12 protein-coding genes and 2 pseudogenes are annotated in these 15103 nt (G+C 33.7%); 1 reads left to right on the forward strand and 13 read right to left on the reverse strand.

Annotated elements, in window-relative coordinates; all coding sequences use genetic code 11:
* Nucleotides 1–21: 21 nt before the first annotated feature.
* The 5 genes from DFQ03_RS10475 to DFQ03_RS10495 all read right to left on the reverse strand — a co-directional run bounded on the left by DFQ03_RS10475 (nucleotide 22) and on the right by DFQ03_RS10495 (nucleotide 7918).
* Nucleotides 22–3213, reverse strand: coding sequence for a glycoside hydrolase family 2 TIM barrel-domain containing protein (locus DFQ03_RS10475; protein WP_133673112.1), 3192 nt, complete (start codon nucleotides 3211–3213; stop codon nucleotides 22–24).
* A gap of 226 nt (nucleotides 3214–3439) precedes the next feature.
* Complete coding sequence (locus DFQ03_RS10480) at nucleotides 3440–5002, reverse strand: arylsulfatase (protein WP_133673113.1); 1563 nt, start codon at nucleotides 5000–5002, stop codon at nucleotides 3440–3442.
* 33 nt (nucleotides 5003–5035) lie between these two features.
* Complete coding sequence (locus DFQ03_RS10485; RefSeq protein WP_133673114.1) at nucleotides 5036–6169, reverse strand: amidohydrolase; 1134 nt, start codon at nucleotides 6167–6169, stop codon at nucleotides 5036–5038.
* Between the two features lie 312 nt (nucleotides 6170–6481).
* Nucleotides 6482–7522: an alkane 1-monooxygenase gene (locus DFQ03_RS10490; protein ID WP_133673115.1), complete on the reverse strand. Its 1041-nt coding sequence runs from the start codon at nucleotides 7520–7522 to the stop codon at nucleotides 6482–6484.
* A 195-nt stretch (nucleotides 7523–7717) separates the two neighbouring features.
* Nucleotides 7718–7918 carry a hypothetical protein gene (locus DFQ03_RS10495; protein ID WP_133673116.1) on the reverse strand — a complete coding sequence of 67 codons (201 nt, stop codon included), beginning with the start codon at nucleotides 7916–7918 and terminating at the stop codon, nucleotides 7718–7720.
* 9 nt (nucleotides 7919–7927) lie between these two features.
* Between DFQ03_RS10495 and DFQ03_RS19075 the strand changes: the two are divergent.
* A pseudogene (locus DFQ03_RS19075) lies at nucleotides 7928–8032 on the forward strand (IS110 family transposase); the annotation flags it as partial.
* Between the two features lie 141 nt (nucleotides 8033–8173).
* Here DFQ03_RS19075 and DFQ03_RS10505 read toward each other — a convergent pair.
* The 8 genes and pseudogenes from DFQ03_RS10505 to DFQ03_RS10540 all read right to left on the reverse strand — a co-directional run bounded on the left by DFQ03_RS10505 (nucleotide 8174) and on the right by DFQ03_RS10540 (nucleotide 14868).
* Nucleotides 8174–8794, reverse strand: a complete 621-nt coding sequence (locus DFQ03_RS10505; RefSeq protein ID WP_133673117.1) for an SRPBCC domain-containing protein — start codon at nucleotides 8792–8794, stop codon at nucleotides 8174–8176.
* 262 nt (nucleotides 8795–9056) lie between these two features.
* Complete coding sequence (locus DFQ03_RS10510) at nucleotides 9057–9971, reverse strand: helix-turn-helix domain-containing protein (RefSeq protein ID WP_133673118.1); 915 nt, start codon at nucleotides 9969–9971, stop codon at nucleotides 9057–9059.
* A 16-nt stretch (nucleotides 9972–9987) separates the two neighbouring features.
* Nucleotides 9988–10137 (reverse strand): annotated as a pseudogene (locus DFQ03_RS19255) (Atu4866 domain-containing protein); the annotation flags it as partial.
* A gap of 111 nt (nucleotides 10138–10248) precedes the next feature.
* On the reverse strand, nucleotides 10249–11094 hold the full coding sequence (locus tag DFQ03_RS10520) for an SDR family oxidoreductase (RefSeq protein WP_133673119.1): 846 nt from the start codon (nucleotides 11092–11094) through the stop codon (nucleotides 10249–10251).
* A 165-nt stretch (nucleotides 11095–11259) separates the two neighbouring features.
* Entirely contained in the window at nucleotides 11260–12171 is a 912-nt protein-coding gene (locus tag DFQ03_RS10525; RefSeq protein ID WP_133673120.1) for a helix-turn-helix domain-containing protein, read from the reverse strand.
* Nucleotides 12172–12180: 9 nt separating this feature from the next.
* Nucleotides 12181–12945: an SDR family NAD(P)-dependent oxidoreductase gene (locus DFQ03_RS10530; protein ID WP_133673121.1), complete on the reverse strand. Its 765-nt coding sequence runs from the start codon at nucleotides 12943–12945 to the stop codon at nucleotides 12181–12183.
* Between the two features lie 10 nt (nucleotides 12946–12955).
* Entirely contained in the window at nucleotides 12956–13822 is an 867-nt protein-coding gene (locus DFQ03_RS10535) for an SDR family oxidoreductase (protein ID WP_133673122.1), read from the reverse strand.
* A gap of 266 nt (nucleotides 13823–14088) precedes the next feature.
* A complete protein-coding gene (locus DFQ03_RS10540; protein WP_133673123.1) occupies nucleotides 14089–14868 on the reverse strand; it encodes a hypothetical protein in 780 nt (259 codons plus the stop codon).
* Between the last annotated feature and the right edge of the window lie 235 nt (nucleotides 14869–15103).

The following is a 15103-nucleotide window of genomic DNA, read 5'->3' on the forward strand; positions in this document are numbered from 1 at the left end:
TTCTACTCTATTGCCTAGATTTTAACGAATAGGACTTATTACGTATTCAAAAGAAAGGTTTTCAGGCTGAATCTGATATTTCTCCATCGAAAGTAATCCCCAGCTATTATCACCGCCAACACCCATTTGGCTATGGTCAATATTGATATTTATTAACTCTCTTGTAGGTATATCATAGGTGTGCTGCTGTCTTTTCTGCATGCCTTCATCAAAATCTGAGTTCAACTGATGGTGCGCACTGAAAGAAAATAATTCTGGAGCAGTAATTTTAATTCCTTTTCCGTTATTATTTTCGAATGACAAGGTTCTGACATCTGTTCTGTTCCCGTTCTCTTGCGGACGAATATATTCGAAATACAAATCGGAAACATAGGCATCATACACACCGACCAAAGCAGAGGTATTACGATCTTGGTAGTTTTCATGCTCACCTCTACCATACCATTCTACTTGGTCGTAGCTGTTATCAATAATTAAATTATTACCGAATCTTGGTAATATCGGTAAATCGCTGCTGATACCTTTTAACTCGCTACTCACCAAAATTTCACCCTTGTTATTAATTGTATACGTCACATTTACCTGACCTTTGACAGAAGGTAATTCATAATCTGCACTTAGCTTTAAATCTTTTCTGATTTTAAACGGATTAGCAGTTAGCTTTACAGCATCTATAATTTTTTTTCCTTCATTTGAGTTGACTTCTAAACTCATTATATTTTGTGTATCGGTAGCTTCTTTCCATTTCTTTAAAAGATTAGGCATATTGTAACCATAATCATTATCGTTTGGCGCTCTCCAGAAATTTACGGTCGGTCCTTTTTGTAAAAGATTGCCTTGACCGTAATCTATAGATGATAAGGTACCGTCTTTACTGTTAAATCCGATTTCAAATCCATCACCTTTTACCATAATAGTTTCATCAATTTTAGTCACCTTTAAGCCCTCAATATTTTCTTCAAAAACAGATGGTTTAAATTCTGTCAATTGAAACTGCTCATAAGCCAATAAGTAGTGCTTCGGTATTAATGCACTTTCATTTTTTGTAGTCATATAGACATTCAAATGATATTCAGAGCCTTCATTTATTAGTTTTGGCAAGTCTATTTGAACTTCTTTAGTTTCATATGGGGCGATATCGACATCTGCCAAATTACCTTGCCCTACTTCTACCCCATTTTCTAATAATTTCCATGAAAAAGAATATTCAGATAAGTTGGTGAAATCATACATGTTCTTTAAACTAATTTTTCCTGATTTCGGATCCTCAGCCCTAAACTTTACATATTGATACACCTTCTTTACTTCATATAAAGCCGGATGCGCTGATCGATCAGGATTTACCAAACCGTTCAAGCAGAAATTATTATCGTTCTGTAATTCCGCTCCGCCTAAATCACCACCGAAGGCATAAAACTCCACACCGTCTTCATTGGTAGCTTTTAAACCTTGGTCCACCCAATCCCAAATGAATCCGCCTTGTAATACATCATACTTCTCGATAGCATCCCAATACTCTTGAAGGTTACCAACGCTGTTTCCCATCGCATGTGCATATTCACACTGAATCAAAGGTCTATTAGGGTTATTTTCAGCATAAGCAATTGTCTGATCTACTCTTGCATACATAGGCGCTTGTATATCTGTATTCGAAAAATTAGTTGCCCCTTCGTACTGTACAGGTCTGGTAGTATCATGAGCCTTTAACCAGTCGTATGTATCAAAAAGATTTTGACCGTTACCTGCTTCATTTCCTAATGACCAAGTAACTATAGAGGTATAATTTTTATCACGTTCGAACATTCTGATAGTTCTGTCTAAATGCATTTCTCTCCACTCTGGGCGATATGCAGGGTGTATGGCTATTGCTTCTTCATCACCGTCTAAACCTTGGTTTGTAGCTCCCATACCATGAATTTCAATGTTTGCCTCATCAACCACATAAAAGCCGTACTTATCTGCCATTCTATAGAAAAACTCATTTTTAGGATAGTGACTACAGCGTATGGAATTAATATTGTTTTGTTTCATTACTTCCATATCTTTTAAGGTAACTTCTTCGCTAATAACGTGACCGGTTACTTCGTCGTGGTCATGAAGGTTTACCCCTTTTATTAATACGGGCATACCGTTTACTAAAAACTGATTATTCTTGATTTCAATTTTCCTGAATCCGATTTTAGAACTAATAGCTTCGGTAGTACTTCCTTTTTTATCCTTGAACGTAAATAGTAACGTGTATAAATTCGGCTTTTCAGCATTCCATGTTTTTACATTGGGAATCTCTTGAGCGAATTTCACCGTAGTTGTGCCTTCTACCACATCTATTTTCTGGTCTACTTTAAATACTTCTATAGCACCATCTAACATCGTAACTTCTATCTGAGCACCTTTTTGCTTCTTGCCTGTATTCGCCAGTTTTAGGTCTAAACTGAATTTACCCCTAGTATATGTATCATCTAAATCTGCCACCACCGTATAATCTTTTATGGTTGCCTTATTGGTCGTATATAAGTACACATCTCTATCTATACCGCTTAAACGCCAAAAATCTTGATCTTCTAAATAGCTGGCATCCGACCAACGTAATACTTGAACAGATAAGTCATTTTTGCCTTCTTTCAGGTATGTCGAAATATTGAACTCTGCAGGCGTTTTACTGCCTTCGCTATACCCGACCATTTGTCCGTTCATATATACATACATGGCACCGCTTACACCGCCAAAATGTAAATACACCTCTTTGCCATCCCAATTTTTAGGGGTTTCAAAAATTCGCTTATAGCTTCCTACGGAGTTGATATCGTGAGGAATAAATGGTGGGTTCTTCGGAAAAGGATACACTACATTTGTATAAATCGGTGTACCATGACCTTTGAGTTCCCAATTAGATGGTACCGTAATTTTATCCCAGCCTGATGTATCGAAATCTGCTTTGAAAAAAGTTGTAGGGCGTTGTGGTACACTTGCTGCATAATTAAAATCCCACTCCCCGTTTAAAGACTGATAGAATGATGAATTTTCCCAACTTTCATTTGCTAAAGCCAGTTTTGCGTTTTCATAACGATATAAAGATGCTGTTGGATCTTCGCGATTAATTTGAAATATTTCAGGATTCTCCCACTCCGGATTTTCCCATTTTGGTGCTTGTGCGTAACCTAATACCGTGAATAAAAAGAAGCCCGTAAGACAAAATTTAATACTGTTTTTCATGTTCAAATAGTTCTTTATTGGTAATTCTATACTAACACAAAATCTTCAGGTACTAATGATTTCGCATTTCAAATGATATAGTTTATGGAAATTCACATTTTAGCACCTAAATAATTAAGATAGTACCAAATATTCCATCTTTGCAAAATACAATTAAACTAGCGAATTTGAAAAGTAAAATTAGTTGTAGACCATATAAAATCATGAACCAGTAGGTACGATAATCCTAATCACTTAATAATCCGTTTTCTAACAGCGGAATTTGAAAACGCTCGGTCTCTGGCCTGGTGTGTTCTTTTTTGAATATTGCTGCCGCCTTTTCTAAAATCTCAGGATGATCTGAAGCTATATTGTTCTTTTCTGTAGGATCGTCCTTTAAATTATACAACTCTAAAGTTGGTAGCTCGTTATCTTTTAGATGCTGCCGAACTACTTTCCAATCGCCCATTCTAATAGCTACTTGTCCCCCATATTCGGGGAATTCCCAATACATGAACTCATGCCCTACTTGGTTCTCTTCACCCAATAATGTGGGTAAAAAACTAATTCCGTCTGTATCCGAGGGTGCCTCTATTTCAATAATGTCAGCAAAGGTTGCCAACATATCGTAATGTGCAGAAGCATGGTCACTTGTTGTCCCCGGCTTTATTTTGCCTGGCCAGGTAAAGAATGTAGGTACTCTAATTCCGCCTTCATACACAAATCCTTTACCCCTACCATACACTCCATCAAACGGTTTGGCACTTTCAAAAAATATAGGATCTGCACCCCCTGCATAACTTGGTCCGTTATCTGACGTAAATACAATTAAGGTATTCTCATAAATACCTTCATCTTTCAATTGCTTAATCAGTTTACCCACATTCTCATCAAAATAAGAAACCATGGCTGCATATGCCGCATGCGGATTTTGGTGCGAAAAATAACCGTTTCCATTACCAGATAAATAGGGCTCTTCAGCCCCGAACTTCTCTATATAATAATCGACCCAACGCTGTGGTGCCTGCAATGCCACATGTGGAATTGGAGTTGCCCAATACAAGAAAAACGAACTGTCTTTATTTTCTGCCACAAAACCCGTAAGCTCTTTAAACATTAAATCGGGAGCATAATCTTTTAGGGTATACTCTTTATAGCTTTCTGGGTTATTTGGATCTAATCCTTTAGGGAAGGGTGAACTTGGCGCAACGGTATCATTCCCTAAATGCACGCGGTTTCTATTCTTATATAAATGCAACGGATAGTACGTATGTGCCTGTCGCTGACAATTGAATCCGTAGAAAAAATCAAATCCCATTTCATTGGGTATGGAGTGCGTGTGCGGAGCGCCTAATCCCCATTTACCAACTAAACCCGTCTTATACCCTTCATCTTTTAAATAATTGGCAATGGTCTTGGTACCTATTGGAACAGGTCTTTGCCCTTCTAAAGTTGAATCTTTTGCCATTGCTTTATAGTTCCAAACATCGCCACGGTCGTTCCACTCATCGTTACCACGAATAAAAGAGTTTCCTGCATGCTTACCGGTCAAAAACATATATCTGGCAGGTGCGCAAACGGGAGCACTGGAGTAATGCTGTGTAAAAATCATGCCTTGTTTTGATAATGCATCAATGTTTGGCGTTTCTATTTTCTCTTGACCAAAAGCACCTATTTCAGCATACCCTAAATCGTCGGCCAGAATGTAAATGATATTTGGTTTTTGTGGTTTTGGCTCCTCAATTTTCTTTTCATCTTGACAGGAAAAAAGCTGAATAGCTACAAAAAGTAAAAGGAAGATATTTTTCATTTTGGTCGGATAGGATGGTTGTCTTAAAGATACCTATTTTCCTAAAATATCGATAACCAAACCTTTAAACATCAAAAGCCCTGTATCTATGAGCTCATCGGGAAAGTCGTAATCGGAATGATGCAATGCTGGGTGATGTTCTCCTGCCCCTAATCCGAAAATGGCACTTTTATATTTTGATGAATACCACCCAAAATCTTCTCCGAATTTTAATGACCTTGGATGCCCAACCAACTCAATACTCTGCTGCTTCGCTACTTTTTCAATCAAAGCAACACACTCGCTATTATTATCAGAAGCCGGAAAAAACTCAAACCAATCTATTTCTGCTTTTAATTGATGTACACTGGAAATTTCACTTACGGCTTGTTTTATTTTATCTTCTAAAACAGTCATTACTTCGCCGCTCCATGTGCGAATAGTGTAATGTAATTCTGCATTTTCTGGAGAAATGCCGTAGTTCTTATCCCCTAAATCTATACATATGGGCGTCAGCAGCACAAAATTTTTACTGTTAGAATTTGGGTTTGCAAACGCATTTAATACTTGAATTAATTCTGCTACCGCCATTGCAGGGTTCACTCCGTTTTCTGGCTCAGAAGCATGAGCTTTCTTTCCTTTTATTTGAATTCTGAAGCTTTGAACCGTTGCTGTAAAGAAACCGGGTTTTACAATGACAGAATGCATCTTTTCTCCAGGAAAATTATGAAGCGCAAAAACATAATCAGGATCAAGGTTTAGAAATCGCTCATCTTCTAACACCTTAGCAGCACCTTTACCTGTTTCTTCTGCCGGTTGAAAAAGTAAAATCACTTTTCCTTTATTGAACTCAGCCACTGACAACCACTCAGCTAAACCCGCTACTATACTCATATGACCATCATGACCACATTTATGCGACACTCCGTAATTATGAGATGTATACGAAAATGTATTCTCTTCAATTATCGGTAAGGCATCTAACTCGCAACGAATAGCAATGGTTGGTCCGCTTTCTTCAAATTCATAGACAACTGCTACCCCTGTCCCAGCTATATATTTTATAATTTCTGTGGGATGATATTTCTTAACAAATTCTATGATACGTTTTGCTGTAGTATATTCTTTCCCTGAGAGTTCAGGGTGTTGGTGTAGTTCTTTTCTAAGTTGAACCAAGGTTTTATTCATAACTATAAATATAGCTTGATTATTACTAGACTAGAAATAACGAATTGCATTTTAAAGCTTAATCCTACCGTTATTTTTCAATTCGCAGACAGCATATAATATAAGAGCAACAGAGCATAATCCCATACCTAAAGGTGATAAAAAACCATTGTTCAAATTAGTATTAAAAGCCCAAGAAGACTTACCGTTAAAGAAATGTGTTTGATGTTCATTTTTTTTCTTTTTTAGGGCTAACCTCCATAAGATTAGTTGTTCGTATTAATATCGAAAATAATTATCCCCTTATTTCAGAGGTTCGGCAGACCAATATTATCATACTATCATATCTTTTGGTATTCTCTTATTCATTATTGCAAACCATAATGGCGGACATAAAGTCAAAACCATAGATGTTGGATACCCATAAGCCATTTGCGGACTCTCATCGTGACAATCTAAAATTTGATATTTTTTTGAAGATTTATAGTGATGATCGCTGTGTCTAGTTAACTCATATAAAACAATTCGCCCAACTACATGGTTGGAGTTCCAAGAGTGCATTTCGCGAACACGCTCATATCGACCAGATTTGGTTTTATGCCGTAATAAACCGTAATGTTCGATATAATTTACCGTTTCTAGCATAATAAAACCAACGATACCCGCTAAAAGTCCGAATAGTAGTACTGTTGGACCGAAGAAATACAAAATAGCACCTAAGTACATCATTTGGAATATAGTATACCAAAGCATATCATTTTTAACAGACAAAAACCCTTGATTGTGACTCTTCAATAATCTTTTCTGAATTTTCCAGGCATTCAAATATTGACGAATGCTTGAGGTAAACCAAAAAGAATAAACGCTTTGGTTATATCTGGCAGTGGCTGGATCTTCGGGTGTTGCAGCATGCAAATGATGCCCAAAATTATGTTCAATATAAAAATGCATGTAAAAGCTAGGTAATAGCAAAGCCTTACCAATAAAACGTTCGTTGGTACTTTGTCGATGACCAAGTTCATGGGCTACATTTATTCCGTTAGTACCCAAAACAATACCTACGGAGAAAATTAAGCCTATAAACTCATAAGTAGCTAGGTTTTGAGTATACACGGTGTAAAAACTCCAAAGTAACAACCCAATAATAACTGGTAAATTGAGATAGAGAAGCCAATCAAAAACTTTTCGTTTTAACTTATCTTCTACCTCGTTTTCATCTAAATTGGAAGTTTCTACTGGTAGTAAAAGCTCTAATATAGGTATAATTACAAATGCATAAAAAGGCGTTAGAAAAGTAAAAATTTCTTTAAAGAATAAACCAATAAAAGTAACTAAGGGTAATGAAAATGCTGCTAGATATTTCAAGTCTTTCATAGGGGGATAATCTTTTATTTCATTTAAAAAATACAACTTAAAATGATTTTCATTTTAAACTGTAATTAACAAAACCACAGCGTACTAAAATTAAGTAATTAAGTTTGAAAAAATAAATTTTTACGATAATCCCCTTTTGGAAGACCATTCATTAATGCAAAAAATATCTAGAAAAGTTCGTCGTACTTATTAAAACTAAAATTCAGCTTTCATTTCCTTTGCCTTTTTCATGTAACCAATATCCCAAATAAATAGACCCAAGGGTAATATAATATCGCGAGATTCGTAAACTGAACTTAACGCTTCAATTATATAGTAATTTTTTGATATGAAAAATAAGGCTCCAATTATGATAAGTGTGAATCCGATGATTTCTAATGTATTCTTCTTTTCCATTTTTTCTATCTGGCATTGATAGCAGTTGCCAATAAACTACTCAAACAGTCTTTTGCTATCGCAAAATCTGGCAGACCATATGATGAAACCTACGTTTCTGTATTGCCTAGATAAATAGCGGATAAATTGAATAAAAAAAGCTCAAGAATCTGATTTTAGAATCCATGAGCCTAGAATAATATTGTCTCAGATTAAAGAAGAATTTGTTTGTTTTTTACCTCAGTTCTTTGTTGTATGTCGTGCTTTACTTCTTGTTCAATTATTAGTTCTTCGCTCTACTTCAGCTTTAAGTTCTCTATTAAAAGTCAAGTATTGTGGAAGTACAAATCTCGCTAAATCGATATTGCTTCTGTTAGGGTTATATCCTCTAAATTCATCTGACTGAATAAATTTCGTGCGGGATTTTCCATTTTTCCGAATCTCATATAAGTGCCTGTCAATTACTCCAGGTAATACGGCAATAGTATCAGACCAACCGTAATATTTATTTTCAGAATAGATGAGATTATGTGGGATTATCTGATTTTGCCCATCTACTTTGTAGACTATATTTACATCTTGCCCATTCTCTATCTTAATTCCATCAATTTTTTGAAGTGTAGAGCTCCAATTGGACATGTTCTCAAAGTCTGTCAATACCTCCCAAACTTCACTTGTAGCCGCATCAATTGTTATTGATGTAACTAAAGAATAATGATTCTCATCAATTTCCTTTATTGATACTTCTTCGATAGGTTTGATTGATGTATTAGAGGTACTTTCTGTTTTGACTTTACTACCACACCCCATAAATATAAAGGGTAGAATAACTATAAATGACAAACTCTGAAGAAGGGTAAATTTCTTTATATTTAAATATGATGTCTCACAATTCATTTTACTAATGATTTTAAAGTTAAGCTAATGGTTTTTGATTTATTTTCTTTTCCTGCATGTTCGTTAAGAGACATAGGGCAAGTGATAAGCACTGTCGTTTCGGTTTATTACTTAGCTAAAAATTAATATTTTGCTTTTATCTTTTCTGCTATAAACGCTAAATTTTATATTTAGCGGACTTTTCGAGTATTCTCAGACCTTTTGGAGTTAACACAATTGCCTATGTTTTTTATACATCTTTGTTAGCTCTAGTACTTTTTATTCAATTAAAAGATTGCCTAAATGCAATAGGTGAAATATTAGTTTTATTCTTAAATAGTTTACTAAATGAAGTAGGATATTCAAAGCCTAATTCATAAGCAATTTCACTCACACTTAATTCCGTAGTTGATAATTTCTCTTTGGCTTTATCAATTACTCTGTTCTGAATATGCTGTTGGGTACTTTGTCCAGTAATTATTTTTAATATGTTACTTAGGTAATTAGGAGACAAATTTAAATCATTTGAAATTTGAGCAACAGAAGGAACTCCATTAATAAGTGTTTCTCTATTATTAAAATAGTTGTTTAAAGTTTGTTCCAGTTTTATAAGAATTTGATGATTACTGATTTTTCTTGTAATAAATTGTCTTTCATAATAACGTTCAGCATAATTGAGCAATAATTCAATTTGTGAAATGATAATATTCTGACTGAATTTATCAATATTAGATTGATATTCTCTTTCTATATTTTTTAAGAGTTCTACAATAATGTTTTCTTCTTTTTCAGAAAGGAAAAGAGCTTCATTCACATCATAACCAAAAAAATCATAATTTTTAATAGATTTAGCTAAAGGTGTATTCCATAAAAAGTCTGGATGGATAAGAAGTAGCCATCCAGACGGATTTACTTTTATGTTCTGATTTATTGTAATCGTTAATATTTGTTTTGGTGCAACAAATGAAAATATACCCTCGTCAAAATCATATTTTTGTTGTCCATAATTAAATTTCTCACTTACATTTCTTTTTAAACCAATAGAATAAAAGTCCTGTATCCATTTAATTTTATCTGAATCAGTTGCATAATTTACTTTACTATAGTCTACTAAACTAATAAGTGGATGTTCTGACTTAGGTAAATTACTATAGTTATGAAATTCACATATAGATTTAAATCGATGGATTTCTTTCATTCTTTTAAATTAAGAATTAATTTTCTTTAAATAATACCATTCCTGCGTGATAAAGGATTCCATTTCTGAACTCTCCATCTGCTGTGAATCCTGTATCATCTTTATAATCAATTTGATTTCCTGTTACTTGATAACTTCCTTGATAAGCACTTTTTTGATTTCCTCTCGCTTCGTCATATCAATTGTTTGGAAGTAATTCGTGATGGATATTTCCATCTACTGTCATCCACATTCCAGTATATTGTTTTGATTCTCCTATTGTCATTTGATTTAAAATTTATTTTTTAAACCCTGTAGATGTTCCCAAAGCTATATTTTCTTTCATAGCTTTCTGTATCGTCTCTATTTTAAGGTTTGCATAGTGGTATGCATCTTTACCCATAAAAAAATGTACTGGTGGATTTTCTTGTTTACTTAAAGCGATTAATACTGCTGCTCCTTTTTCTGGGTCATTAGGTTGATTACCATCTATATCCTTTAAATGTACTTGTTCCATTTCACGAGCTGTTTTATACCCTTCAATTGGATTATTAGGGGTTTTGACAGAACCTTCTGATAAAAAATTGGTTCTAAAATAACCTGGATATACTAAGGTTGTATATACTCCAAATGATTTCATTTCTTCGGCTATAGCCTCTGTAAAACCTGCAACAGCAAATTTTGTAGAACAATAAATACCAAAACCTGCAAAATTACCTGTATAACCGCCAATAGAAGAAATATTAAATATGTGTCCAGATTTTTGTTTACGTAAATATTGTGTAGCATTTCTAATTACGTTTAAAGAACCAAACACATTTACTTTAAAATTGTCTTCCACTTCTTTTTCTGAAAGCTCTTCTAAAGTTCCAATTTGACTGTAGCCTGCGTTATTAACTAAAACATCAATTCTACCAAAATGACTAATTGTAGTTTCAATAGCTTTCTTAACATTTTCATTTTCTGTTAAATCCATTTCGATTGGTAAGAAATTTTCATTTTCTTCTCCGATTTCTTTAATTAAGGATTGTTTGTTCCTTGAGGTAGAGGCAACATTACAGCCTTGTAAAAGAAGCTTTTTGGTTAAGATTAATCCTAAACCTTTCGATGCTCCTGTAATAAACCATACTTTTTTTGTGTTCATATTCTTTGAATTGAGATTATGATACAAAATTGGCTCATTTAAGAGTTTTTCGCTTTTCCAAATCTGAGAAAGGTATAGTCAAATCTACTTTATGCGATGATTTTTGGTCGTATTACCGCTAACGTTTTTAGATCAATTGTTAGCTGTAGTGTTCCGAAATACTGTTTAATTATATAATTTCCTGAATTCCAATGGTGTCAGTTCCGTTTTTTTCTTGAATAATTTCCCAAATGATTGTGGGTGTTCAAATCCTAAACTGTAAGCAATTTCATTTACGGTTAACTCGGTAGTCGAGAGTTTCTCTTTAGCTAATTGCATTAGTTTTTCGTGAATATATTCTTGGGGACTTTTGCCTGTTATTGTTTTTAATAATCTGCTTAAATAATTGGATGATAAGTTCAATGAAGCAGACAGATAATTAACTGTTGGCAATCCATTTTCTTGTAGGTCTTTGCTTTTAAAATAATTATTTAAAAGTGTTTCGAATTGTTCAAGAATTCTATGGTTTGATTTTTTTCGAGTGATAAATTGACGATGATAAAACCGTTCTGAATACGTGAGTAATAATTCCAATTGTGAAATGAGAACATCTTGACTGAATTTATCAATATTGGAATTATATTCTTGATTAATATTTTGCATCAAATCGGTTAACGTATTTTGTTCCTTGTCCGAAAGATGCAATGCTTCTGTTAATTCATAACCAAAAAAGTCATACTGCTTTATTTTTTGCGCTAAAGATGTATTCCAAAGAAAATCGGGATGAAAAATAAGCAACCTTCCCGAATGATTTAGTTTTTGTTCATCTTCTACTTCAATACGCATTACTTGATTTGGGGCGATGAAAGCCAACACACCTTCGTCAAAGTCGTATTCCTGTTGTCCATATTTCATCTTTCCATTAAACACCTGTTTTAAGGCAATAGAATAAAAACCGTGAGTAAAACTTGAAACCGTTATATTTTCTTTTCTTTTAATATCTGCAAAATTAACTACGCTAACCAAAGGATGCTGTGGTTTTGGCAACTGCATTAATCTATGATATTCGGTGATATTTTTAATGTGAAGTATAGACATTAGTTTGTTTTAAATCATTTGTCCGCCAGAGACTTCTATGCGTTGTGCATTTATCCATTTTGCATCATCGGTGCATAAAAAGGCAGCAACACTTCCGATATCATCTGGTAATCCTACACGTCCCAAAACAGTGTTTGACGCAATAAAACTATTCATTTTTTCATTATCCCTTACAGCTCCACCACCAAAATCAGTTTCAATAGCACCTGGTGCGATTACATTTGACCGAATTTTTCTTTCGCCTAATTCTTTTGCTTGATACTTTGTTAATGTTTCAATAGCACTTTTCATAGATGCATAAACTGAAAATCCGTTTATGGTAAAACGAGTGAGCCCCGTTGATACATTAACAATTCCTCCACCGTCATTTAGAAGGTTCAATGCACTTTGGGTTAATAAATAAGTACCTTTAAACTGAATATTATAAATTGTATCTAATTGTTCTTCAGTTGTTTTAACAAATGGTGAATTTATTCCAATACCTGCATTATTTATGAGATAGTCAATTTTCTCAACTCCAAATTTGGATTTAATAGACCTTTTAAGAGTATCAAAGAATTCTTCGAAATTTTGGAAGTCTTCTATGTCTAATTGAACCGCAATTGCTTGTGGTCCTAAACGCTCAATTTCTTTGATAACCTCTTTAGCTTTTTCTTCGTTGTTGTTATAAGTTAGAATTATATGAAGTCCTTTTTTTGCTAATTCCAAAGCCATGTTTTTCCCTAATCCACGGCTTCCACCAGTTACTAAAGCAATTTTTATTTTGTTTGTCATTTCTTTGTTTTTATAAATTGAACAATAATTTCAAACCTTCTTTCAGGTCTTTGGGTTTACGTCCTAAATAATGTTGCAATTCATTTGTGACTGTTGATTCCTGTCCGTTTTTAATATCAAGGTTAAAATCAACTATTTTTTTCACCATTGGTTCAGGAATTCCATTGTTAAGCATTATTTTTTTAAATGGCTCAACTTCTATGGTTTTGTAAATTACTTCTTTGCCCGAAAGGTCTGTAAGTACAGACGCAACATCATAAAAGGAAAATGCATCAGAACCCGTAAAGTTAAACGTTTGATTTTCGAAATTTTCGTTCATTAAAACATTAGCCATTGCCTCTGCTTGTTCAGCTTTCAAAACATAAGCCACTTTACCATTTTCAGCAGGTTGTAATATGCCTTTCTCAAAAACGTGTTTGCCAACAAAAAGTGGTAATACATCCATATACAAAGCATTTCTGAAAATGATATATTTCAATCCGCTTTCTTTAATATAATCTTCGGTTAAGAAATGCTCCATCATTAGTTTATTTACTAACGTGTTTTTGTCCTTTAAGGAACGACTTGTGTAAGCAATGTTTTTAACGCCTTTCTTTTTTGCGGTATTGATTACGTTTTTATGTTCTTGCATTCTGTCGCCTTGGTCTCCCGAAGAAATAAGCAAAACAGTATTTACATTGTCCATCGCTTTTTCAAGCGATTCAACATCGCTATATTGTCCAATAAAAGCTTTTAATCCTTTTTGTTCGAATTCGGTTTTACTTTCTTCCTTTCTTGTGAGAACCGAAATATTTTCGGCTTTCATAGTTTTTAGTAAAGTTTCAACAACTGTAGTGCCCAATTCTCCAGTTGCACCAGTAACTAATATTTGTTTCATTTTCCAATTTTTTAAGTGAAGTACAAAGGTCAAATAGCTAAACAATAGTTATGTAGTCAAATCTATCTTTGTATCAGCCAAATCGGATAAATGACTGAATTTTGTTAATTGGCAGCAAGTTTTTTTTGCATTACAGCTAACGTGTTTGTATATGGTTTGTTGCGTGTTTTAAGCACCTAATTTAGCAAATACAAACCTAATAGAAAATCTGCGAGGATTTTCGTAAGTAGGCTAGAACTAGCAATAAATTATATACGGTGTTGCCATTAGTTTTTTTCTTCCGCTAAACATTTTTCCATTCCCAGTTTCGCATTTTCAAATTCGGGAACGTATCTTTCTTTAAAGCTCATTTTTGGTTTTCGTTTATCAACTTCTATTTTAAAATCCTCGAATTTTGGCAAGTCAAACTCATGAAATGCTTTTCCATTAAACTTTGGCATATTTTCCACATATTCTTTTGCTCTGAAGCAGTTATTCGGGAATCGAGTTGTTGAATAAGAAGTTACTTGATTTCCAACGTGTCGCATTGCAGTTAAAAAAAGTATTGCTTTTTCCGTATCGCTATCAAGATTTAGATTTTCCAAATCAATATTATTTTCCGCTAAATCCATAGGTTTTCGTTTATTCAGAACATCAATGAAAATCGAACTGTAATAAAATGCTAGAAGTTCATTCCTTGTCGGTAAGTCTTTTATTGAGTTCTTAACGACCTTTTTGGTTGATAGTTTTTTTAGTCCAACGTGTGGTCCATTAAATGAATTCCATTTAAGTTTAGTATTCAGATAATGAGCAACGAGAGTATTGTCAGTCGGTTTTCTTAAAAACTGATTTGAGGTTATGTTGTTTTTTCTTTTGCTTAATTCGACAAAAAAATCTTTAATCTGATTTAATTCAGGTGCATTAAATTCCGAATTATTTGATTTTCCGTTATTTTCCCAAACAGCAATTATATATTCTGGAATTATTTCATTGTATTCAACTTCTTTATTTTGTCCAAAAACAGAATTAATTGAAAGAAATAATATTGCTAAAATCGATATTTTCATTGTTTGGTTCAAATTAATGGCAACGGTCTTGTATATGAAAAGTAGCGGATTTTAAGCACTAACTTTTCGGATTATAACTAACCTTTAATATATTCATTTTCTTTCGATTAAGCGATTAAACCGCTATTTTTTATATACGTCTTAAGTTTGATTCCCTAACTTTTAGGATATAAATCAGAAAGAACAAAAGAGAGAATTAAGGTTACTATATACGGTGAAGCTTCAGACTTCGACA

The sequence above is a fragment of the Maribacter caenipelagi genome (genome assembly GCF_004364175.1).
Classification (GTDB): domain Bacteria; phylum Bacteroidota; class Bacteroidia; order Flavobacteriales; family Flavobacteriaceae; genus Maribacter; species Maribacter caenipelagi.